This is a genomic window from Lentzea flaviverrucosa (genome assembly GCF_003350445.1).
Classification (GTDB): domain Bacteria; phylum Actinomycetota; class Actinomycetes; order Mycobacteriales; family Pseudonocardiaceae; genus Lentzea; species Lentzea californiensis.
Map to the genome: position 1 here is coordinate 90,934 of NZ_QQAU01000004.1, position 22,109 is coordinate 113,042.

Annotated in this window: 23 protein-coding genes; 9 read left to right on the plus strand and 14 right to left on the minus strand. The window is 70.2% G+C overall.

Going from position 1 to position 22,109, the window contains the following annotated elements; genetic code table 11:
- Positions 1-110: 110 nt before the first annotated feature.
- The 7 genes from DFR72_RS14020 to DFR72_RS14050 form a co-directional block, all read right to left on the minus strand.
- On the minus strand, positions 111-1,412 hold the full coding sequence (locus DFR72_RS14020; RefSeq protein ID WP_090065719.1) for an MFS transporter: 1,302 nt from the start codon (positions 1,410-1,412) through the stop codon (positions 111-113).
- 98 nt (positions 1,413-1,510) lie between these two features.
- Positions 1,511-2,962, minus strand: coding sequence for an FAD-dependent oxidoreductase (locus DFR72_RS14025; protein ID WP_090065718.1), 1,452 nt, complete (start codon positions 2,960-2,962; stop codon positions 1,511-1,513).
- On the minus strand, positions 2,959-4,878 hold the full coding sequence (locus DFR72_RS14030; protein WP_090065717.1) for a molybdopterin oxidoreductase family protein: 1,920 nt from the start codon (positions 4,876-4,878) through the stop codon (positions 2,959-2,961). The genes DFR72_RS14025 and DFR72_RS14030 overlap by 4 nt, the downstream gene beginning before the upstream one ends.
- Before the next feature lie 105 nt (positions 4,879-4,983).
- Positions 4,984-5,781 carry a TIGR02569 family protein gene (locus DFR72_RS14035; RefSeq protein ID WP_090065716.1) on the minus strand — a complete coding sequence of 266 codons (798 nt, stop codon included), beginning with the start codon at positions 5,779-5,781 and terminating at the stop codon, positions 4,984-4,986.
- A gap of 133 nt (positions 5,782-5,914) precedes the next feature.
- The gene (moeZ, locus tag DFR72_RS14040; protein ID WP_090065715.1) at positions 5,915-7,087 is read right to left on the minus strand and encodes an adenylyltransferase/sulfurtransferase MoeZ; all 1,173 of its coding nucleotides are present in this window, start codon (positions 7,085-7,087) and stop codon (positions 5,915-5,917) included.
- Between the two features lie 79 nt (positions 7,088-7,166).
- Positions 7,167-8,162 (minus strand): DUF3152 domain-containing protein, encoded by a 996-nt coding sequence (locus DFR72_RS14045; protein ID WP_245982923.1) that lies wholly within the window; start codon positions 8,160-8,162, stop codon positions 7,167-7,169.
- 40 nt (positions 8,163-8,202) lie between these two features.
- Positions 8,203-9,156: an alpha/beta fold hydrolase gene (locus DFR72_RS14050; RefSeq protein WP_211335428.1), complete on the minus strand. Its 954-nt coding sequence runs from the start codon at positions 9,154-9,156 to the stop codon at positions 8,203-8,205.
- A gap of 126 nt (positions 9,157-9,282) precedes the next feature.
- Here DFR72_RS14050 and DFR72_RS14055 point away from each other — a divergent pair, with 126 nt between their 5' ends.
- The gene (locus DFR72_RS14055; protein ID WP_030480925.1) at positions 9,283-9,912 is read left to right on the plus strand and encodes a TetR/AcrR family transcriptional regulator; all 630 of its coding nucleotides are present in this window, start codon (positions 9,283-9,285) and stop codon (positions 9,910-9,912) included.
- A 38-nt stretch (positions 9,913-9,950) separates the two neighbouring features.
- Here the strand turns inward: DFR72_RS14055 and DFR72_RS14060 are convergent, their stop codons facing one another.
- Positions 9,951-10,730, minus strand: coding sequence for an alpha/beta fold hydrolase (locus tag DFR72_RS14060; protein WP_090065713.1), 780 nt, complete (start codon positions 10,728-10,730; stop codon positions 9,951-9,953).
- Positions 10,703-11,590: an AurF N-oxygenase family protein gene (locus tag DFR72_RS14065; protein ID WP_090065712.1), complete on the minus strand. Its 888-nt coding sequence runs from the start codon at positions 11,588-11,590 to the stop codon at positions 10,703-10,705. Before DFR72_RS14065 ends, DFR72_RS14060 begins: the two co-directional genes overlap by 28 nt.
- 61 nt (positions 11,591-11,651) lie before the next feature.
- Between DFR72_RS14065 and DFR72_RS14070 the strand changes: the two genes are divergently transcribed.
- Positions 11,652-12,335, plus strand: coding sequence for a TetR/AcrR family transcriptional regulator (locus tag DFR72_RS14070; protein WP_090065711.1), 684 nt, complete (start codon positions 11,652-11,654; stop codon positions 12,333-12,335).
- Complete coding sequence (locus tag DFR72_RS14075; protein WP_090065710.1) at positions 12,335-12,649, plus strand: DUF4873 domain-containing protein; 315 nt, start codon at positions 12,335-12,337, stop codon at positions 12,647-12,649. The genes DFR72_RS14070 and DFR72_RS14075 overlap by 1 nt, the downstream gene beginning before the upstream one ends.
- A gap of 64 nt (positions 12,650-12,713) precedes the next feature.
- Here the strand turns inward: DFR72_RS14075 and DFR72_RS14080 are convergent, their stop codons facing one another.
- Positions 12,714-12,956: a DUF3107 domain-containing protein gene (locus DFR72_RS14080; protein WP_406602080.1), complete on the minus strand. Its 243-nt coding sequence runs from the start codon at positions 12,954-12,956 to the stop codon at positions 12,714-12,716.
- Positions 12,957-12,981: 25 nt separating this feature from the next.
- Positions 12,982-13,623: a ferritin-like fold-containing protein gene (locus tag DFR72_RS14085; RefSeq protein WP_090065709.1), complete on the minus strand. Its 642-nt coding sequence runs from the start codon at positions 13,621-13,623 to the stop codon at positions 12,982-12,984.
- 195 nt (positions 13,624-13,818) lie between these two features.
- Between DFR72_RS14085 and DFR72_RS14090 the strand changes: the two genes are divergently transcribed.
- From DFR72_RS14090 to DFR72_RS14100, 3 genes are read left to right on the plus strand one after another with little or no spacing between them, the layout of a single operon-like run.
- Entirely contained in the window at positions 13,819-15,459 is a 1,641-nt protein-coding gene (locus tag DFR72_RS14090; protein WP_484169487.1) for a DEAD/DEAH box helicase, read from the plus strand.
- Between the two features lie 4 nt (positions 15,460-15,463).
- Complete coding sequence (locus DFR72_RS14095; RefSeq protein WP_090065707.1) at positions 15,464-16,795, plus strand: Rv3212 family protein; 1,332 nt, start codon at positions 15,464-15,466, stop codon at positions 16,793-16,795.
- Positions 16,796-16,803: 8 nt separating this feature from the next.
- Positions 16,804-17,682 (plus strand): alpha/beta fold hydrolase, encoded by an 879-nt coding sequence (locus tag DFR72_RS14100; RefSeq protein WP_090065706.1) that lies wholly within the window; start codon positions 16,804-16,806, stop codon positions 17,680-17,682.
- A 22-nt stretch (positions 17,683-17,704) separates the two neighbouring features.
- Here DFR72_RS14100 and DFR72_RS14105 read toward each other — a convergent pair whose 3' ends face one another.
- From DFR72_RS14105 to DFR72_RS14115, 3 genes are all read right to left on the minus strand, one after another.
- Entirely contained in the window at positions 17,705-18,133 is a 429-nt protein-coding gene (locus tag DFR72_RS14105; RefSeq protein ID WP_090065705.1) for a hypothetical protein, read from the minus strand.
- A complete protein-coding gene (locus DFR72_RS14110; RefSeq protein WP_170176266.1) occupies positions 18,130-19,437 on the minus strand; it encodes an O-antigen ligase family protein in 1,308 nt (435 codons plus the stop codon). The genes DFR72_RS14105 and DFR72_RS14110 overlap by 4 nt, the downstream gene beginning before the upstream one ends.
- A 99-nt stretch (positions 19,438-19,536) precedes the next feature.
- Positions 19,537-20,145 (minus strand): prepilin peptidase, encoded by a 609-nt coding sequence (locus tag DFR72_RS14115; protein WP_090065703.1) that lies wholly within the window; start codon positions 20,143-20,145, stop codon positions 19,537-19,539.
- Positions 20,146-20,352: 207 nt separating this feature from the next.
- Between DFR72_RS14115 and DFR72_RS14120 the strand changes: the two genes are divergently transcribed.
- The 3 genes from DFR72_RS14120 to DFR72_RS14130 all read left to right on the plus strand — a co-directional run bounded on the left by DFR72_RS14120 (position 20,353) and on the right by DFR72_RS14130 (position 22,102).
- Positions 20,353-20,544: a Flp family type IVb pilin gene (locus DFR72_RS14120; RefSeq protein ID WP_090065702.1), complete on the plus strand. Its 192-nt coding sequence runs from the start codon at positions 20,353-20,355 to the stop codon at positions 20,542-20,544.
- Between the two features lie 92 nt (positions 20,545-20,636).
- Positions 20,637-21,038: a TadE/TadG family type IV pilus assembly protein gene (locus DFR72_RS14125; RefSeq protein ID WP_114773673.1), complete on the plus strand. Its 402-nt coding sequence runs from the start codon at positions 20,637-20,639 to the stop codon at positions 21,036-21,038.
- Positions 21,029-22,102 (plus strand): pilus assembly protein TadG-related protein, encoded by a 1,074-nt coding sequence (locus tag DFR72_RS14130; RefSeq protein ID WP_090065701.1) that lies wholly within the window; start codon positions 21,029-21,031, stop codon positions 22,100-22,102. The genes DFR72_RS14125 and DFR72_RS14130 overlap by 10 nt, the downstream gene beginning before the upstream one ends.
- The last annotated feature ends 7 nt before the right edge of the window (positions 22,103-22,109 follow it).

Consider the following 22,109-nt stretch of genomic DNA (forward strand, 5'->3'; position numbering starts at 1 on the left):
GGCATTCCTCCTTCCGCCCGGTATGCTCACCGGGCGGCGTGTCATCCCAAGGTCCGCGGTATTTCGCGGGTGTTAAAGGAAACTCTCTCCGCAGTTCAGCGAGTCGTGCGTCACACGCCCGCGTAGGCGAGCGACGGACGCGCCGCGAACACGTTGCGCCGCAGGTAGAACCACCAGGTGGTGCCCACGCAGAGCCCGTAGAAGACCAGGAACGCGGTCAGCGCGGGCGTCAGGGTCTTCGATCCCTCGAGCGAGAACTTGAAGACCAGGTTCACCAGCACACCACCGGCGGCGCCGATCGCACCCGCGATGCCGACGACGGCGGCGGCCTGGCGCTTCGCGGACTTGTCGTCGTCCGACTGGGTGCGGAAGATCGCCGGGATCATCCGGTACGTGGATCCGTTGCCCACGCCCGCCAGCACGAACAACGCGATGAACGAGCCGAAGAACAGTGCGAAGTTCCCCGAGTCGACGCTGACGATCACGCCGACGGAGCCGATGGCGAGGCCGACGAACGTGCCCAGCGTCACCTTGGCGCCACCGATCCGGTCGGCGAGCCAGCCACCGAACGGGCGGGCCACCGAACCGATCAGCGCACCGAGGAACGCGAGCGCCACCCAGCCCTTGTAGTCCACGAAACTGATCTTGATCAGCGACGGGAACGCGAACGAGAACCCGATGAACGAGCCGAACGTACCGATGTACAGGAAGGACATCACCCACGTGTGCCGGTTCGACAGCGCGAGCCTGTACGACTGCCCGTCCGGCTTGGCCTGGGTGAGGCTGTCCATGAAGAACCACGCGCAGGCCGTGGCGAGGACGATGAACGGCATCCAGATCAGCGCCGCGTAGGCGAGGTGGATCCCGGTGCCGATGGTGATCACGATCGGCACGAGGAGCTGCGTGATCGCGACACCGAGGTTGCCGCCGGCCGCGTTCAGGCCGAGCGCCAGGCCCTTCTTGCCCTCGGGGTAGAAGAACGAGATGTTCGCCATCGACGACGAGAAGTTGCCGCCACCGAGGCCCATCGCGGCCGAGGTCAGCAGGAAGAACCAGTAGGGCGTGCCCGGCGTCGACACCGCGTAGGCGAGCATCGTGCACGGGATGAGCAGCAACCCGGCGCTGATCGTCGTCCACAGCCGGCCGCCGAAGCGCGGCACCGCGAACGTGTACGGCACCCGCAGCGCGGCACCGACCAGGTTCGGCACGATCAGCAGCCAGAACTGCTGGCCGACGCTGAAGTCGAAGCCGACGGAGCCGAGGCTGACGACGACGATGCTCATCAGCACCCAGACGCTGAACCCGAGGTTCTCCGCGAGGATGGAGAACACGAGGTTCTTGCGGGCGATCCGCTTGCCCTTGTTCTCCCAGAACTCGGGCTTCTCCGGCTCCCAGTGGTCGATCCAGCTCATTTGAAGTCCTCCGCGGGGTCGGCGTTGCCGCAAAAACTAGGAAGCGCGCATTACCGAGGCGTTCTGGGCGGTGACGGCGGAGGCAACTCCGCCGCACATCACGCCGGGGCGGGCTGTGAGGCCCCGAGCCAGTCGAGCAACCCGCACACGGCGTCCTTGCAGCCACCACAGCCCGTGGTCGCGCGGGTGGCCTCCGCGAGCTGTGGCAACGACTCCGCACCCGCGCGCCAGGCCGACACGATCTGTCCCTTGGAGACGGTGTTGCACCGGCAGATCACCGCGCTGGACGGCAGGTCGGCGGGGGACGCGGCCTCGGCGGGCAGCGCACGTCCCAGCAGCAACGCCAGGCGGTCGGTCGGCGCGGGGATGCCGCGGTCGTAGAGCTGGGTGATCGTGGCCGCCGCGTCCGGCGCGCCCAGCACGATCGCGCCCGTCACCCGGTCGTCGCGCAGCACGAGCTTGGCGTACCGGCCGCGCGAAGGTTCCTGGAAGCACAGGACTTCCGAGTCCGGGCAGTCCACATCGGTGTGCACGTCACCCAGCGCCGCGAGGTCGACGTCGCGCGCCTTCAACCGCGTGACGACGGACGTGCCCCGGTAGCGGGCGGCCGGGTCCACTCCGGTCAGGCGGTCCGCGAGCACGGCGGCCTGGTCCCACGCGGGCTGCACCAGGCCCGACACCGTGCCGGGGTGCTGGGCGCAGTCACCGATCGCGTGGATGCGAGGGTCGCTGGTGCGCAGCGCGTCGTCCACGACGATGCCGCGGTCGACGGTCAGTCCCGCCCGCACCGCCAGCGACGTCTCGGCGCGCACGCCGGCGGAGACCACGACGAGTTCGGCGGGGACGTGCGTGCCGTCGTCGAGGATCAGGCCGTCGCCGGGCAGGTACTTGGTGGCCATCGAGTTCAGGCGGAACTCGATGCCGAGCTTGCCGAGCGTGCGGGCCAGCACGCCGCCGGCACCGGGGTCGAGCTGGCGTTCCATGAGGTGGCCGACGGGGTGGACGACGGTGACCAGGCAGCCACGTCCGGCCAGGCCACGGGCGGCCTCGATGCCGAGCAGGCCACCGCCGAGGACGGCGACGGGCATGCCCTTGCCGGCCTTGGCCTCGATCTGGGCGCAGTCGTCGAGGGTGCGGAAGGCGACGACACCGGGGGCGAGCCCGCCGTCCTCGGTGAGGCCTTCGGCCGGCGGCACCCAGGGGACGCTGCCGGTGGCGAGGACGAGGGCGTCGTAGGGAATGGGCTCGACGACGAGCTCGAGATCCCCTGCCTTGCCGGCCACCACGGTGCGCGCGGCGCGGTCGACCTCCAGGACCTGCCAGCCCAGCCGCAGGTCGACGCGGTGCTCCTGCGCCCACCTGTCGTCGTGCAGCCGCGTCGACTCCGGCGTCATCGTGCCCGCCACCACCGTCGACAGCAGCACGCGGTTGTACGCGGCGTGCGGTTCCGCACCCACGACCGTGATGGAGATGTCGGCGTCGCGCCGGCGCAGTTCGTCCGCCAGCCGAGCCCCTGCCATGCCGTACCCGACGATCACGACTCGCCTCATGCCCGCTCCAATCGAACCGCGCAGACCTTGAACTCGGGCATCCGGCTCGTGGGATCGAGCGCGGGGTTGGTGAGCAGGTTCGCCCGCCCGTCACCGGGGAAGTGGAACGGCAGGAACACCGCGTCGACGCGCATGCTCGGCACGCACCGCACGACCGCCGTCACCGTTCCCCGTCTGGACACGACGTGCGCGGACTCGCCGGAAGCGAGGCCGGCCCGTGCGGCCGTGTCCGGGTGGACCTCCACGTACATCTCGGGAACGGCCTTCAGCAGCTCGCCGATCCGCCGCGTCTGCGCTCCCGACTGGTAGTGCTGCAGGACGCGGCCGGTGGTGGCCTGCAACGGGAACTCGTCGTCCGGCGGCTCGGCGGGGCCGCGGTGGTCGACCGGGATGAACCGCGCCAGGCCGTCGGGGTGCGCGAACCGGTCGAGGAAGAGCCTCGGCGTGCCGGGGTGGTCCACCGACGGCACCGGCCAGTGCAACTGCTCGGACTCCAGCCGCTCGTAGGTGATGCCGGAGTAGTCGGAGGGGCCGCCGGCCGACGCGCGCCGCAGTTCCTCGAAGACCTCGACCGGCTCCACCGGGAACTTCTCGCCGACACCGAGCCGTGAGGCGAGGCCCTGCAACAACTCCAGGTCGCTGCGCACCCCGGCCGGGGCGTCGAGTGCCTTGCGGCGCCTGATGATCCGGCCTTCGAGGTTGGTCATCGTGCCGTCCTCCTCGGCCCACTGCGTCACCGGGAACACGACGTCGGCCATCGCGGCGGTCTCCGACATCACGAAGTCCGCCACCACCAGCAGGTCCAGCGCCTTGAACCGGTCGACGACACCGGAGGCCCGCGGCGCCGAGACCACCGGGTTGCTGCCGAACACCAGCATCGCCTTGACGTCGTCGGCGACCAGCAGCTCGTACGCGCTGCGCCCCGGTCCGGGCAGCCAGTCGACGCCCCAGACGTCCATCACGTGCCGCCGCGCGGCGGGATCGTCGATCCTGCGGTAGCCCGGCAGCTGGTCGGCCTTCTGCCCGTGCTCACGGCCGCCCTGGCCGTTGCCCTGCCCGGTCAGGCAGCCGTACCCCGAACCCGCGCGACCCGGCAGACCCAGCGCCAGGGCCAGGTTGATCCACGCCGAGACGGTGTCCGTGCCGGACGCGTGCTGCTCGGCGCCGCGCCCGGTCAGCACGTACGACCGCCCGGCCAGCATGTGCACGGCCGCGCGCTGGTCGGCGGCGGACACCCCCGTGACGCGTTCGGCCCGCTCCGGCCACCACCCCGCCGCGACCCGCCACGCGTCGTCGAAACCCGAGGTCCGCGAGGTGATGTACTCCTTGTCGATCACGCCCTCGATGACCGCGGTGTGCAGCAACCCCAGTGCCAGCGCCAGGTCCGTGCCCGGCGCGGGCTGCAGGTGCAGCGTCGCGCGCTCGGCGGTCGGGGTGCGCCGCGGGTCGATGACGATCAGCCGCGCGCCTTCGAGGTGTCGCAGGAACGGCGGCATCGTCTCGGCCGGGTTCGAACCCGCCAGCAGCACGGTGTCGGCGCCGCGGAGGTCCGTCAGGGGGAACGGCAGCCCGCGGTCGAGCCCGAACGCCCTGTTGCCCGCGGCGGCGGCCGACGACATGCAGAACCGGCCGTTGTAGTCGATCTGCGAGGTCTTCAACGCGACGCGCGCGAACTTGCCGAGCGCGTAGGCCTTCTCGTTCGTCAGCCCGCCGCCGCCGAACACGGCGACCTCGTCGGGCTCGTAGGAGGTGATCCGGGCGGCCACGAAGTCCAGTGCCTCGTCCCACGACACCGGCCGGCCGTGCAGGAGGGGCGTGGTGAGGCGGCCGGGATGGCGCAGCAGCTCCCCTGCCGTCCAGCCCTTCTGGCACAGCCCACCGGGACCAGGTGTCACCTGGCCGTCGATGACGCTCATGGAGCACTGCAGCGCGCAGTAGGGGCAATGGGTCACGCCGCTGACGCTAAGAAGCCCCCGTTAACGCCGCGCGCCGAAATGTTTCCGACGTGGAAAATGACCCGCTCAGAGCAGTGCGGTGACGTGGTGAGCAGCTCGTTCCAAGCCCGCAAAGGACTGTGGCGTTGACAACGGGTGCAGCGCGTGCACGGCCAGCCGGAACAACGTCGCGCGCACCAGCGCCTGCTCCCACTCGGCCTGGTGGCTCCACCGGTGCAGCAGCCCGGAGTCCGCGCCACCCCACGCGACGGCGTCCACCGCGACCACGGCGGCGGCCCACTCGGCGGGACGCCAGTAGGCGGTGAAGTCGATGACGGCCGGCGGAGCGTTGCCCGCGAACAGCACGTTGCCGAACAGGTCACCGTGCACGACCTGCGGCTTGAGGTTGATCGGCTTCTGAGCTTCCTTGAGCAGGTCGAACAGCCTGCCGCCGAGGTCGGCCTCGAGCGGCACGTCCTCTTCGCCCCACGCCTTGCGGTCAGCAACGGCGAACACGTCCGTGCGCGCCTCCAGGAACCGGGGCTTGGGCAGCTCGGCGGTGGCCTGGTGCAGGCGCTGGGCGACGGCGATGACCTCGTCGTGCCGCGCCTCGGCCCTGCCGGCGAGGAACTTGGTGGCGGACCAGCCGCCGACGACGTACCGGCCGTCGGTGGATCTCAGGGGCCTGCCGATGCGCAGGTGGTGGACGTCGAGACCGTCGAGGGTCTTGGCGATCCAGGTGGCCTCGGCGGGCCTGGGCGACGGCCTGATCGTCGCGTCGCCGCACCGCCAGGCGGGACCGCCGTCGATCAGCTCTGGCTCGGCGTCACGTGCCCCGAACGCCGCACGCACGTGCGCTGGGGGCGGTTCGGGGGACCGGGTCACGGTCGGGCACGCTACCTGCTTAGACCGTCCGGGTGGTGGAAGGCAGCACACCACGATTCGCGCCGCCACCCGAAAAGCCGAACGGTTGATGGGTGCTTTCGAGCGCTCGCGCGCCCGAAAGCACCCACCACCACTAGTACGTCGGCAGGCTGGGGTCGACCTCGCGGGCCCACGCCAGCACACCGCCACCGACGTGCACGGCGTCCTTGAAGCCCGCCTTGTGCAGCGCCGCGAGCGCCTCCGCGGAACGAGCGCCGGACTTGCAGTGCAGCACCAGCGGCTTGTCCTGCGGGAGCTCCGAGAACGCCTCCCCGGACAGGATCTTGTCCTTGGGGATCAGCACCGAGCCCGGGATCTTGACGATCTCGTACTCGTGCGGCTCGCGCACGTCCACCAGCAGGAAGTCCTCGCCGGACTCCTGCTTGTGCTTGAGCTCGAGCGGCGTGATCGTGTTGCCCGCGGCCGCCTGCTGCGCGTCCGTGGACACGACACCGCAGAACGCCTCGTAGTCGATCAGCTCGGTGATCTTCGGCGACTCCGGGTCCTTGCGGATCTTGATGGTCCGGTAGGACATCTCCAGCGCGTCGTAGACCATCAGGCGGCCCAGCAGCGGGTCACCGATGCCCGTGAGCAGCTTGATCGCCTCGGTCACCATGATCGAGCCGATCGACGCGCACAGCACGCCCAGCACGCCGCCCTCGGCGCACGACGGGACCATGCCGGGGGGCGGCGGCTCCGGGTAGAGGTCGCGGTAGTTGAGGCCCTGGCCGTTCGGGGCGTCCTCCCAGAAGACGCTGACCTGGCCCTCGAACCGGAAGATCGAACCCCACACGTACGGCTTGCCCAGCAGCACCGCGGCGTCGTTCACCAGGTACCTGGTGGCGAAGTTGTCGGTGCCGTCGAGGATCAGGTCGTAGTCGCGGAAGATCTCCAGCGCGTTCTCGGAGTTGAGGTGCGTCTGGTGCAGGATCACCTTGACGAACGGGTTGATCTCGGCGACCGAGTCGCGCGCCGACTCCGCCTTCGGGCGGCCGACGTCGGACTGGCCGTGGATCACCTGGCGTTGCAGGTTGGACTCGTCCACGACGTCGAAGTCGACGACGCCGAGCGTGCCGACCCCGGCCGCGGCCAGGTACAGCAGTGCCGGGCTGCCGAGGCCGCCCGCGCCGACGACGAGCACCTTCGCGTTCTTCAGCCGCTTCTGCCCGTCCACCCCGACGTCCGGGATGATCAAGTGGCGGCTGTAGCGCGCGACTTCTTCCTTGGTCAGCTCCGCGGCTGGCTCAACGAGCGGCGGAAGCGCCATGCTGGTCCTCCTCGACGAATGTCTCCGTGTCCGAGACAACGTCTACCCTGCCTCGACTCTTCCCCGTTGGAAAGCTGTCTCAGCCTGCGGGAAACGCGTTCGGCGTGCACACCTTGCCGTCGGCCGGCACCACGTCCTGGCCCGCGTTGAGCTGCGAGACGAAGTCGTTCGAGACGCCGAACGTCTGCTGCATCATCACGGGGGCGGGCGCGCCGTTCTCCGCGCAGGCCGCGTGGCCGCTGCCCAGGGCGTGACCGACCTCGTGGTTGATCACGTACGTGCGGTATCCGGCCAGGTCAGGGCCGTAGACCATGGCGCCGCGCACCCAGCGGGCGACGTTGATGATCACGCGCTTGGTGCTGGGGTTCCAGCAGGAGGTCTCGAACGGGATCTCCTTGCCGCACAGCGTGTGGGTCGTCTTCGTGGTGGTCAGCGCCACGACGAAGTCCGGGTTCTGGTTCGCCTCGACGCGCTGCAGCGCGACCTGCTTGGTGCCGATCCAGCTGCGCGGGTCGGAGAGGATTCCGTCGATCGTGCGAGCGAACGCGGCCGGGTCGTCGTTGAAGTCGGCGGGCTTCACGCCGTCCTCGACGGCGATCGCGTACTTGCGGAACTTCGGCGCACCGGCCTCACCGATGCGCGGGCCGCTGCCGGCGATCACCTTGAACGTGCCGACGCCGTCCTGCGAGAAGTCCGGACCGGCCGGCAACTCGGCGGTCGGGATCTTCAGGTCGGGTTTCTTGGCCGGCAGCTCGGAGGCGGGCGGCTCGGGCGTGCTCACGGGCGTCTCGGCGGCGTTCGTGCTGCCGCCGTCGCCGGTCGCGGGCGCCTTCGGCTGCACCGTGTCGAGCACCACAAGAGCCGTCAGCACGAGCAGGACCGGGATCGCGTAGATCCGCCAGCCGTAGTTGGCGACGAGCTTCTTGACGCCGCGGCGCTTGGGCGGCCGGCGCATCGCCTGCGTGCCGTCCGGCTCCCAGGCGGCCGCGAGCGGTTCCGCGCTGGTCCGGCGCTCGCCGCGACGGTAGCGGTCAGCGGGCGGAGCAGTACGTCCTCGCTCGGGGGCGCGATTCACGTGCTCCAGGGTCCCACACCCCCCGTATGGCCGTCGTTCGTCACCATGAGCGCCGGTCGACCGCCTCCCACATGCCCAGCACGGCCCTCGCCACGGTGGCGGGCCGCTCCATCTGGGCGACGTGGCCGGTCTTGGGGAGCACCAGCAGCCGCCCCTGCGGCAGCGACCGTGCCGTCCGCGGGCCCTTGCGCACGCTGACGAGCCGGTCGTTCTCGCCCCAGAGCACCAGCGTCGGTGCCTTGACCAGCGGCAGCAGCCGCCACAACGACTTCGGTCCCGGCGTGAGCCAGCTCTGCATCAGGCCGAACGTGCTGCGGTTGAGCGCCTGCCCCGCCCACTTCTGCCGGGCGCGCTCCTCGTTCTCCTTGATCGACTCCTCGATGCGGTGGTCGGGCACCACGCTCGGGTCGGCGAAGCACAGCTCCAGCATCTGCCTGGTGCGCTGGTGCGCGGACAGCTTCGCGAGCTCGCGGCGCACCCTGGCGCCGACGATCGGCAGGACGGCGAGCGCCATCCGAGGATCGGACATGCGGTCGAGGCGCGGCCTGAGGTCGGGCACGGCCGGCGAGACCAGCGTCAGCGTCCTCACCAGATCCGGCCTGCTCGCGGCCACCATGACGGAGATCGCGCCCCCCATGGAGTTGCCGAGCAGGTGCACGGGCTGTGAGAGCGTTTCCAGGTACTTGATCACCGTGCGTGCGTGCGTGGCGAGACTGAAGTCGTAGCCCGGAATCGGCTCCGACCGGCCGAACCCGGGCAGGTCGATCGAGTAGCCGCTGACGTGGTCCTTGAGCTGCGCCGCGAGATCTGTCCAGTTCGTCGCGGACCCGCCAAGGCCGTGCACGTACACGGCCGGCGGCCCGTCGCCTGGAGTGACCCTCACGTGCACCTCGTGGCCGTCTACCTGCTGGAACTCACCGGGCCACGGCGTCTGGGACTTGTCCAGCGGCGGCAGCGCGACCGTGGACAACGGGGCGGGAATGATGGTGCTCACCGGACCAGGATGCGGGAAAGAACGGCAAGATGGTTCCCGGAAGTCGGCTACCAGCGAGTAAGGTTGCGCTCAGCCTCGGTCTGGCAACCCCTGTCCGACGGCCGGATCACTCGTGCTGGAGGCACCATGACGGAGACGGCGCAGAGCGCACCCGCAGGCAGGGGCGTTCGACTGCCGCGCACCGCCCGCCGTGCGCAACTGCTGGCGGCGGCGCAGGACGTGTTCGTCGCCAACGGCTACCACGCCGCGGCGATGGACGAGATCGCCGAGCGTGCGGGCGTGTCCAAACCGGTGCTGTACCAACACTTCCCGGGCAAGCTGGAGCTCTACATGGCGCTCCTCGAGTCCCATGTGGACGAGCTGGTCGGCCGCGTGCGCACCGCGATCGGTTCCACCACGGACAACAAGCTCCGCGTCCGCGCCGCCGTCGCCGCCTTCTACGACTTCGTGGACGGCGAGGGCCAGGCGTTCCGCATGGTGTTCGAGTCCGACCTGCGCTCCGAACCCGCCGTGCAGTCGGCCGTGGAACGCGCGACCACCGACTCCGTGGACGCGATCACCGACACGATCACCGCGGACGCGGGCCTGGACGAAGAGCGGGCCCGCCTGCTGGCCGTCGGCCTGGTCGGGCTGTCCCAGGTCACGGCACGGTCGTGGCTCGCGGACAACCGCCGCGTGCCCAAGGAAGACGCCGTGGCGCTGATCTCGAACCTGGCGTGGCGCGGCATCGGTGGCGGTTTCCCGCTCCAGCACTGACAACAAAAGAGGGCCCGCGAGTGCGGGCCCTCTTTTCGTCACATCAGCGCGGCTATCCGTCTCGCCACGTCCTCGGACCGTTCCAGCGGCAACATGTGCCCGGTCTTGGGGTAGATCACGAACTGCGCGCTCGGCAACGCCTCGGCCAGCACCCGTGAGTGCCGCATCGGCGTGAGCACGTCCCACGACCCGGCCATCACGACCGTGGGGATGTCCGACAGCACCGCCAGCGCTTCCCGCCGCTGGTGCAGCGTCAGCTCCTCGCGGATCCCGACGAACGCCTCACCGGTCGTGTTGCCCGCCATAGCCGCGGCCGCGCGCACGTCGGCCCACTTGGGGCGCCGTCCGAACGTCATCCGCAGCCCGGGGGCGATCACGCGGCCGAACCCGACCTTCGGCCGTCCGGCCAGCCACCGCCCGGCGAGCCGCTCCACCCAGAGCTGCTGGGGCAGGTTCCCGCACGACGTGGCGATCAACGCCACCCCGGACACCCGCTCGAACAGCTCGGGCCGCTGCTCGGCCAGGGCCATGATCGTCATGCCGCCCAGCGAGTGGCCGGCCAGCACGATCCGGCCGGTCGGAACGCACTCCTCCAGCACGGCGGCCAGGTCGTCGGCCAGCTCCGAGATCGTTCCCGCTCCCGCAGAGCCACCGTGACCGCGCACGTCGTAGCGCACCACCCGGCCAGGCAGCGCGGCGGCGACGCGGTCCCAGGTGGTCAGGTCCATGGTCCACCCGTGCAACAGGACAGCGGTCACGTCGGAGGGCGAAGTCCCCGACGTGACGACGTTCAGCCGATCAAGAACGAGCGACGCCATGAGCGCATCCCCGGCCTTCCCACGAGTCCGGCCTCGTCCAGGAACGTCATGATCCGCTCGCCGGCCCAGCGGATCATCTCCTGGAACCGCTCGTTGCCCAGCGCGGCCCGGTGCGCCTCGCGGACGTCCAGCCCGACGGCGGCGTACGCGGCGGGGTTGATGATCGCGCGCGTGATCATCATCGAGACGTACCCGACCAGCCACTTCTGGTACGGCAGCTCGTAGCCCTTGAGCTCCGACATCCCGCGCAGCAGTTCCTCACGCGCGAACCGCACGTGCCGCGCCTCTTCCAGCACGTGGATCCGGTTCACCATCCGCACGAGCGGCTGGATGGTGTCGTCGGTCATCGCCTCGCGCTGCAGCCGGTCGAGGATCTCCTCCGCGACCAGGATCGAGCCGTACATCGCGGGCCCGTAGCCGATCACCGGCAGCAGCTTGCCCATGCGGTGCGTGTGGCGCGTGGGCCCGTAGGCCGGGCAACCGATCCGTTCGACCAGGCGCGCGAACATCGTCGAGTGACGGCACTCGTCGGCGACCTCGGTCAGCGCGTACTGGGCGTGCCGCGTGGTCGGGTCGGTGTTGTAGACCATCTTCACGAGCATCTGCATGAGCAGCAGCTCGAACCACAGGCCGACGGACGCGATCGACGCCAGCTCGTGCTTGGACAGCTCGATGCGCTGCTCCTGCGAGAGCGAGTCGTAGAGAGGCGTGCCGTAGAGCGAAATGCGCTGTTCAGGGATGTAGAAGAGACCGTCGACCAGCGGTGCGGACCAGTCGATGTCCACCTCGGGGTCGTAGAACTTCTCGGCGGACGACTTGAGGAGCCGTTCCGCTGTCTTCTCCCGATCGGCGACCCTCATCGGTTGCCCTCCCCGGTAGGTGTTACTTGAGGTAACGGTTACTTCTGGTAGCGTGCGTCACATGGCACGCACTGTCAAGGGGCCGGACGCGCGACGTGAGCGGTGGAAGGGTCACCGCGAGCAGCGCAGGGCGGAGTTCGTGGAGGCCACGATCGCCGCCGTGGCCAGGAAGGGCCCGGACGTCGGCATGGACGACGTGGCCGCGGAGGCCGGCGTCAGCAAGCCCGTGCTGTACCGGCACTTCACCGACAAGTCCGACCTGTACCTGGCAGTGGGCCAGAAGGCCACCGAACTGCTGATGGACCGGATGGGTCCCGCGCTGATCGCCGACGGCCCGATCCGCGGCCGCATCCTGGGGATCGTCGACGCCTACCTGTCGGTGATCGAGGAGAACCCGAACCTCTACCGGTTCGTCGTGAAGGGGTCCTTCGTGGACCGCCCGGTCGAGAAGGACGTCGTCGCCGAGGACAAGAACCTCATCGCGTCGACACTGGCCCGGATCCTCGGTGACTACCTGCGTTCGTTCGAAATGGACTCCGGCGGCGCCGAACCGTGGGCGCACGCGCTCGTCGGCATGGTGCAGAACGCGGGCGACTGGTGGCTCGACCGCCAGACCATGTCCCGCACGAACCTCAGCGAGTACCTCACCACGCTGATCTGGCACGCCATCGACGGGCTGCTGCGCTCGGCGGGAGTGCAGGCAGACCCGGCGAAGCCACTCACCCCTCTGCGATTGGTTGACTGATGAGCGAGCACGAGCACGACGAAGGGGGCTACATCGGCGCCGCCACCCTCGTCTTCGGTTCCGACGAGGTCGCGGTCGAGGTCGACCTGCGGGGCTACTTCCAGCCGATCGACGGCCGCTACCACTGGTACGGGCGGATCAAGAAGCACGACGACGTCACGAGCCGGGTCGAGGGCGGCGCGCGGACCGCGCTGCTGCGCACCCCCACCGGTGAGGCGGAGGGCACGCTCACCGACCCCGACCCGTGGGGCCGCTACCGGGTCGGTGGCGTCTCCACCCCGCCCTACAAGATCGAAGAGCCGGTCGAGCACTAGACCGGCCACCACAACGAGAAGGGCCCCGGTCGCGGTGACCGGGGCCCTTCTCAGTGCTGACGACTCAGGCGCCGAACCCGACCTTGCGCGAGTCCTGCGGGCCGATCTCCACGTACGCGACGCGGCCAGCGGGCACGACGAACCGCGCACCCTTGACGTCCACCAGCGACAGCACGCTGGACTTGCCGGACACCGCGTCCGAAACCAGAGTCTCGACCTCGGACGGGTTGAGCTCACTGGTCACGACGAGTTCGCGCCCGCTGTCCGCGACGCCGATCCTGACCTCCACGCTGACCTCCGTGCTCAAGAGAAAAATCTGATGCCGAGCCTACCTAGCCCAGACCCAGCTGCGTCATGCGCCGCGCGTGCGACTGCTGGAGGCGGCGGAACAGCTGACCGATCCCGGCGAGGTCCCCCGAGCCCCGGATGATCAGCTCGGAGAGGCCGTCCCGCTCCGCCACCACGTACTGGGCCTGCGTCAACGCCTCTCCGAGCAGTCGCCGACCCCACAGCGCCAGCCGGTCGCGCACCCGCGGATCGGACTCGACGGCGGCCAGGACTTCGCGTTCAGCGAACGCCGAGTGACCCGTGTCGGCGAGCACGTGGAGCACCAGCTCCTTGGTCGGCGCGTCCAGCCACTCCGCGATCTCGCGGTAGAAGTCGGCCGCAAGCCCGTCGCCGACGTACGCCTTCACGAGCGACTCGAGCCACGACTTGGGGCTCGTCGACTCGTGGAAGGCGTCGAAACCCTTCACGAACGGCCCCATCGCGTCCTCGACGGTGATCCCCTCGGCGGCGAGGTGCTTCTGCAGCAGCGTGAAGTGGCCGATCTCGGCCGCGGCCATCTGCGCGAGAGCCGCACGCCCCGCCAGGGTCGGCGCCGTGCGCGAGTCCTCCGTCATCCGGTCGAAAGCCGAGAGCTCGCCATATGCAAGCGCTCCCAGAAGATCGACAACACCCTCCGCAACACCCATGAGACCGAACTCTAGTGCGCGCTAGGTGGTCAAATGTGTCTTGCCAGGTAGAATGGGGGCGGACGCCCGGCGTGACGAGTGTGACGACCACGCTGCGCGGCGTTGAATCGGTGCGCGTACACCTTTCCCGCAGCTGCTCATCGAGCGCGGTCGAGAGGCCCGGCCAGGGCTCGTACGCGCTTGGTACGAGAGAGGCTGATCACCCTGACCGCTGAAGTAGAAGCACATCTGGACCCGGTTCTCCTGGAACACAGCGAGACCGGAGTTCCCGTAGAAGACACGTCGCACCCGTTGCTGGCAGACGCCCCGGTGCAGTCCGAGTCCCCCACGTTCGCCGAGCTCGGCGTTCGTCACGAGATCGTCAAGGCGCTCGGCGAAGCCGGCATCGAGCGCACGTTCGCCATCCAGGAGCTGACGCTCCCGATCGCTCTCGCCGGTGACGACCTCATCGGCCAGGCACGCACCGGCATGGGCAAGACGCTCGGGTTCGGCGTGCCGGTGCTGCACCGCGTCGACCTGCCCGGCGACGGCACCCCGCAGGCCCTGGTGGTCGTGCCCACCCGTGAGCTGTGCCTCCAGGTCTCGCACGACCTCACTGACGCGTCGAGGCACCTGGGTGTGAAGGTCGCCGCGATCTACGGCGGCATCCCCTACGAGCGGCAGATCGCGCAGCTCCGCAAGGGCGCCGACGTCATCATCGGCACGCCCGGCCGCCTGCTCGACCTGGCCGAGCAGCGCCACCTGGTGCTCGGCAAGGTCCGCATGCTGGTGCTGGACGAGGCCGACGAGATGCTCGACCTGGGCTTCCTGCCCGACATCGAGCGCATCCTGAACATGGTCCCCGACGAGCGGCAGACGATGCTGTTCTCGGCGACGATGCCGGGCCCGATCATCACGCTGGCGCGCACGTTCCTGAACCAGCCGACGCACATCCGTGCGGAGGAGAACGACGCAGGCCAGACGCACGAGAACACGTCGCAGTTCGTCTACCGGGCGCACTCGATGGACAAGCCGGAGATGCTGGCCCGCGCACTGCAGGCCCGCGACCGGGGCCTGACGATGGTCTTCGCGCGCACCAAGCGGACCGCGCAGAAGGTCGCCGACGACCTGACCGAACGCGGGTTCGCCGCGGCCGCCGTCCACGGCGACCTGGGTCAGGGCGCGCGGGAGAAGGCGCTGCGGGCGTTCCGCGCCGGCAAGGTCGACGTGCTGGTCGCCACCGACGTCGCCGCGCGCGGCATCGACATCGACGACGTGACGCACGTCATCAACTACCAGTGCCCCGAGGACGAGAAGACGTACGTGCACCGCATCGGCCGCACGGGCCGTGCCGGACGCACGGGTGTCGCCGTCACGTTCGTCGACTGGGACGAGACGCACCGCTGGAAGTCCCTCAACGACATCCTGGGCCTCGGCCAGCCGTTGCCGGTCGAGACGTACTCCACGTCGGACCACCTGTACGCCGACCTGGGCATCCCGTCCGGTTCGACGGGCCGGTTGCCGCTGAGCCACCGCACCCGTGCGGGCCTCGACGCCGAAGAGGAGGAGAAGCTCGACACGGGCAAGCGCAAGCGCCGCAGCAGCACCAGCAGTGGCGGTAGCAGCAGCCGTCGTACGGGTTCCTCCCCCGCCGGTGCCGAGCAGGCGCCGGAGCCGAGCGAGGAGACGAGGCCGAAGCGGTCCCGCTCGCGCACGCGCAGCCGCGCCGGCGTGTCGCAGGAGGGTGAGCAGACGCAGGCGGCTCCTGAAGCCACCGAGAAGTCCGCCTCGGACAAGCCGCGCAGGCGCCGGCGTCGCCGAAGCGCTGCCGAACAGGCCTCTCCTTCGGCAGACTGATCACATGTCGTCCCCCGGTTCCGACGTCACCGACGTCGAGGACGTGCTCGACGAGCCCGCACACGAGGCCGCGCCCGTCGCAGAACGTCCTCCCGCCCGGTCCTGGCGCACCCGCGCCGACTTCATCGCGATCGCCCTGATCGCGGTGGTGTCGGTCACGGCGTCCGTGCTGACCTGGGCTTTCAGCGATGCTCGCGCCACGACGTCGGTCACCGGTCCGTCGTCGTGGGAGCCGCTGCCCGAAGTGACCACGCTGCCCCCGTCCCTCGCCGAGGTGTGGCGGGCGAAGAGCGGCGCCTCGCTGTCCCCCGTGGTCGTGCAGACCGCGTCGAAGGACACGGGCGAGGAGAAGCCGTCGACGGTCGTGACCGGCGACGGCGGCACGGTCCACGGGCGCGACCCGCTGACAGGTGACGTGCGGTGGTCGTACGAGCGCGACCTGCCGCTGTGCGTGGTGAGCACGGGCTGGGGCCGGGCGATGGCCCTGTACTCCAAGGGCACGAACTGCTCCGAGCTCACCTCGCTCGACGGCGTGACCGGCGAGCGGCGGGCACAGCGCAACGGCGACGCGGAACCGGGCACGGCACTGCTCAACGAGGGTTCGCACCTGATCACCACCGGCTCGAAGTTCGTCGAGGTCTACCGGCGCGACGACCTGGTGCGCTCGCTCGAGTACGGCGCTCTGCGCGCGATCGTGAACCCGAACAAGCAGCCGCGGGCAGGCTGCACGTACGGCTCGGTCGCCGTCACCACCGGCAGGTTCGCGATGGTCGAACGCTGCCCCGACGACGCGTCGGACCGGGTGACGATCCTCAAGCCGAACCCGGACAAGTCCGACGAGCCCAAGGTGTTCGGCAGCCCTCTCACCGGCGCGAAGAACGTGCAGGTGGTGGCTGTCACCGAGAAGCTCGTCGCGGTGGCGGCACCGGGTCCGAGCCGGTTGCTGATCTTCGACGCGGAGAGCGGCAACCAGGTCGGCGAGGCACCGCTCGACATCCCCGAAGCCGACTTCGCCGACCCGCCCAGCCACGTCGCGCGCGTCTTCACGACGAAGACGAACGCCTTCTGGTTCAGCGGGTCCCGCACGGTCGCGCTGTCGCTGGAGACGCTCACTCCACTGTGGACCGCCGAGGGCGCGCTGGGCGCCGGTACGACGCTCGCGGGCCGCGCGGTCATCCCGGTGAAGGAGGGCCTGCGGGTGTACGAGCAGGCCACCGGCGCGGTCGTGGGCACGATCCGGCTGAACCGCGAGGGCCACACGGGCCCTGTGCAACTCGCCACAGCCGGTCCCGTCGTCCTCGAGCAGCGTGGCGGAACCCTGGTCGCGCTGAGATAGTTCAGCTCGTGCACTCGCAGATCAGCCCTCACCGGGCGCAACGCGTCGACCTCCCGGGCCGCTACGGCACGATCGCGGCGCTGCGCGCGCCCGCGCTGGGCGACGACACGATGCGCACGACCGTGCTGCTCGTGCCGGGTTACACGGGCTCCAAAGAGGACTTCGCGCCGATGATCGACCCGATCGCGGACGCGGGTTTCGAGGTCGTCGGGATCGACCTGCCGGGCCAGCAAGATTCCCAGGGCCCGGACGACGAGGCGTTGTACCGCCCCGGTCCGCTGGGGTCGGTGCTCGCCGAGCTGATCGGGAAGATCGCGGCGGACGGCCGCAAGGTGGTGCTGCTCGGCCATTCCTACGGTGGTCTGGTGTGCCGGGCGGCGGTGTTCGCGGGGGCCCCGGTCGCGGGGCTCACACTGATGTCGTCGGGCCCGTCCGAACTGCCCGCGGGTGACCGCCGCACGGTGCTGGAGGTCGGCGAGCACGTGCTGGCCGAGCAGGGCGTCGAGGGCACCCAGCGGCTCAACGAGCTGCGGGCGCAGCAGACCCCGGCGTACGCGGTGCTCCCGCAGGAGCTGAAGGACTTCTACCGCACCAGGTTCCTCAAGTCGCAGCCCGCGGCGTTGCTCGGCATGGGCAACGGCCTGCGCTACGAACCGGACCAGGTCGCGAAGCTGGCCCGCGCGCTGCGTTCGTCCGGCACGCCCTGCCTGGTGGTGTGCGGCGACGCGGACGACGCGTGGACGCCCGCCGCCCAGCGCGACATGGCGGAACGGCTGGACGCGGACTTCGCGGTGCTGCCCGGCGTGATGCACTCGCCGAACACCGAAGCGCCGCTGGACCTCATCGCCACGCTGCTGCCGACGTGGCGGGCCTGGCTGAGTTCCTGACCCAGCCAGACCGTTCACGGCGTCACCAGTCGATCTGGATCTCACCCTCGTGGGTCGCGGAGTGCGGCCACGCGCTGAGCTCGGCCTTGGCGTACGCCCTTCCCCCGAGGAACGCGCGGTTCTGCGCGGTCACGCTGACCTTGACGGTCTGGAACGCGCCGGTGCAGGTGACGCTCTTCGACGTGCTGCCGGAAGCCACGCCGAACGGCACCCTCTGGGTGATGCTGAGGTTGATGTACCCCTGCTGCACGCCGGCCGGGCAGGAGAACGTCACGTCGGCCTCGACCGCCGCGCCCGACGCCTTTCTCTTGGCCGGCGACTCGACTCTGACGAGCGCCTGCGACGGCGACTGCGCGCTCACGTCGGCCATGACCGGCGCGATGGACGCGAGGATCGCACCACCCGCGACAGCCACGACAGCCGCCGTCTTCCCCGCGGTGAACTTCTTCATGCTGTTGTCCCCTCTTTCATCCCATCCTCTGTGGATGGAAACCCCAGACCGGCGCAGAGGCCGGCGACGATCAGAACAGCGGGCAGGTGCCACAGGAAGTCGAAACCGCTGTGCACCAGCACGACGACGACCGCCGCCATCGATCCCGCCCACAACGGGGTTCCGCGCCCACGCCACAGGACGGACAGCGTGGCCGCCACCACCCCCAGCGCCAGCACCAGCCCGACGGCCCCCAGTTCGACGAGCACCTGGAGGTACTCGTTGTGCACATAACGCATGACACGGGAGCCTTCGTTGCCCCGGTCGAAGAAAAAAGATCCATTCCCCGGTCCGGCTCCGAGCAACGGCGTCCGGGCGACGAGGTCCAGCGCGGCCCCGGTCGCTCCGGCGCGGTCCGGTGAGCTGAACGAGAACCGCGTGGCCAGGCCGTCGGCGAGGCCGTATCCGGCCACCGCGGCGCCTGCCAGCGACAGCACCGCGACCGGCACCACGAACCGGCCCAGCCGGGGCAGGCCGAGGGTCACCAGCGCTCCGGCGATCAGGCCTGCGACCGCGAGCACGGGCTGCGGTTCGTCGGCCACCCGCATCGACGGGAGCAGGGCACCTACCGCCACCCCTGCCCCGAGCAACGGTGGCAGGGCGGCGGTCAGCGTCTCCTCGACACCCCGGAAAGCACAGAGCACCACCAGGCCCGCCAGCAGTGCGATCACCCCGGCACGGCTCATCGTCGCGCCGATCCCCGTGCACAGCAGGAAACTCGCCGCCGCCGTGAGCGGACTCGGCCGCAGGACGAGTGACAACACAGCGGTCGCCGCCATCGCCGCCGCGGCCGCGTTCGGGTAGGTCAGGGTCGACCCGGCCCGCAGCAGCCCCTCCGCCACCGTCGACCACGACGGCAGCCGGAACACCACGGCAAGCCATCCGGTGAACCCGATCAGCGCACCGACGCCGGCGAGGACGGTGGCGAGCAGCTCCCGCTGGTCGCGATCTGCCTGTGCCGCAACGAGTGCGGCACCGGCGAACACCACGGCCGCGGCGGCCGACGGCAGTCCCGACAGCACGTCACCTTCGAGCAGTCCCCGCAGCAGGGCCCACGCCGCGAACGTTCCCCCCAGTGCCACAAGGATGTTCGGCCGCGGACGGACCAGCACGACGGCCAGCACGACGAGCAGGCCCGACAACACACGACCGGGCAGGTAGTACCCGCCCTGCGCGACGACGGCCGCGGCGAACCCCGCGACCACCAGCAACACCGGCACCGGCAACGCGACCGAATCTCGGCGCGCGCCAACGACGTCCCCCACGTCCATCGACTTCCCCCAAGGATGATCGAACCGCCTCCCCAAGCGGATCGAGAGCACACTGTAGGTGCAGGACGGCTGCGGCGGAAGGGTGAGTTCCCGTCAGGACAGCAGCACCGCGGCGAACGCACCAAGGAGCATGAACGGCCCGAAGGGCAACGAGCTCTTGAGCGTGATCCGCCGCAGCAGCAACAGGACCAGCGACACGACGGCCGACAGGACGAACGCGAGAGCGGCGCCGACCAGCAGCACCGGCCAGCCGAGCCACCCGAGCGCCATCCCGACGACCCCGGACAGCTTCACGTCGCCGAAGCCCATCCCGGCCGGGTTGAGGAACTCCAGCACGCGGTAGACGAACGCGAGCGCGAGCCCGCCCAGCACCGCCCGGCCGAGCGCGCCGAACGTGCCGCCGGTCAGCGCGGCCACGGTGAGCAGGGCCAGCACCAACGGGTACGCGGGCAGTGTGAGCACGTCCGGCAGCCGTTGCACGGCCGTGTCGATGAACGCCAGCGCGACCCCGACGGCGCCCAGGCACGCGAACGCGAGCACCTCGACGGAGCCCGCGAACTTGGTCGCGAGCACGGCGAGAACGGCCGCCGACACCAACGGCAGTGCGATGCCGGTGGGCGTGAACCGGCCGACCAGCCCGCGCAGCGCGACACCCGAGACGAGCCCGCCCAGGGCACCGCCGGCGGCCCAGAGAACCATCATGCGGCCGACGGTAGAGCGCGTACGATCGCGACGGAACGTGACGGCGGCAGGTCTGGCCGAGCGGTCTACGGCGTGTCCCCCTGTCGGCCGACAACGTCCTCCGATCTGCGGTTCCGTTACACCTCATCGCCCGATACCGGCGGCCATTCCACATCACGCAGAGTTGCGGCGTCCCGACTTGGATCTCACATCCCCCAGGAGACCGCCATGCTCAGCTTCCTCAGCTACGTGCAGACGTTCCTCACCCGCACCAAGCGCGAAGACGACGACAGAGGCGCCACCGCCGTCGAGTACGGCCTGATGGTCGCCCTCATCGCGATCGTCATCATCGCCGGTGTGACCGCGGTCGGCATCAACCTCCTGGCGCTGTTCAACCAGATCGCCGGCGAACTCATCTGACCGGTCGCCGGCTTCATCGATGGCTGCAGTCCCCTGTTCCCGCGCGGCCGGCGCTCCCCTCCGCCGGCCGCGCGCCTTCCTCCGGAGCGGTCATGACGAACCTTGCTCGCGATCGCGGCGCGACCGCTGTCGAAGTCGCCCTCCTGATGCCGATCGTGCTCGTCCTCGTGATGGGCATCGTCGACTTCGGCTGGGCCGTGCGTGCCCAGATCACCCTGACGCAGGCCGCCCGCGAGGGTGTCCGGGTCGCCGCGCTGGGCCAGCCCGATCCGGGCGGCCGCGCGGTGCTCGCCGCGACCGGTCTCGACGGCGTCGACGTCGCGGTCGACGCCTGCCCGGCGGGCGGGACCCCCGGCGAGGACAGCGCCGAAGTGACGGCGACCCACACCTACACCTTCATCACGCCGGTCGGCGGACTCGCCGGACTGTTCGGCGGCGGTGGCTTCGGAGCCCCGATCTCCCTGAGCGCCACGGGAGTCATGCCATGTGGATGACGACGGACGACGACCGCGGAGCGCTCGGGGTGCTCTTCGCCATCCTGCTCGGGTTCGGCGTCCTGCTCGGCATGGGCGCGATCGTGATCGACGTCGGCTTTCTCTACGAGGAGCGGGCCGAGCTGCAGAACGGTGCCGACGCGGGCGCGATCGCCGTCGCCCAGACCTGTGCCGGCGAGCCCTGCCTGGTGAACAAGTCCAACTACTTCGCCAACCACAACGCGAAGGATGGCGCGTCCACTGTGGACGCCGTGTGCGGACACGACGAGGGTGGCGTGCTGCCCTCGTGCCCCGCGGCGACCGGCGCGATGACCGACTGCCCCGCGAAACCCGCCGCCGGCGTCAAGTACGTGGACGTGCACACCTCCACGCAGACCTCCGGCGGTGGCACCCTGCTCCCGCCCATGTTCGCCCGGTCGTTGGTGGACAACGGCTCCTACGAGGGCTCGCGGGTCTCCGCCTGTGCCCGCGCGAGGTGGGGTCCGCCCGCGACCGCGGCGAACTTGATGGCGATGACGATCTCGTGGTGCGAGTGGAACCAGGCGACCTCGAGCGGCTCGAACTTCGGCCCGGAGCCGCCCGCGACACCGCCGTTGTCCGTGCACCGCGTGCTGAAGCTCCACACCACCGGCGGAACGGCCTGCCCGAGCGGCCCGGCGGGGTCTGACGGCCCCGGCATGTTCGGCTGGGTCGACGGCACCGGCTGCTCGGTCGACATCACGGACAACACCTACAGCGCGGACACCGGCGTCTCGGCCGGCAGTGACTGCAAGACCGCGCTCGCCGAGGCGTACTCCTCCCGGCGCAAGGTCTTCCTCCCGATCTACACCAAGGTCACCGGCACCGGCACCGGCGGCACGTACGCGCTGGCGGGCTTCGCGGGGTTCGTCGTCACCGGCTACTGGCTGCCCGGCGCGAGCCAGAAGGACTGGCTGACGAACAAGAACGAGTGCAAGGGCCCGGACAAGTGCGTCGCGGGCTACTTCGTCGAAGGCCTCATGCCCAGCACCGGCACCATCGGCGGCCCCGACCTCGGTGCCCGCATCGTCCAGCTCATCGGCTGAAATCCAG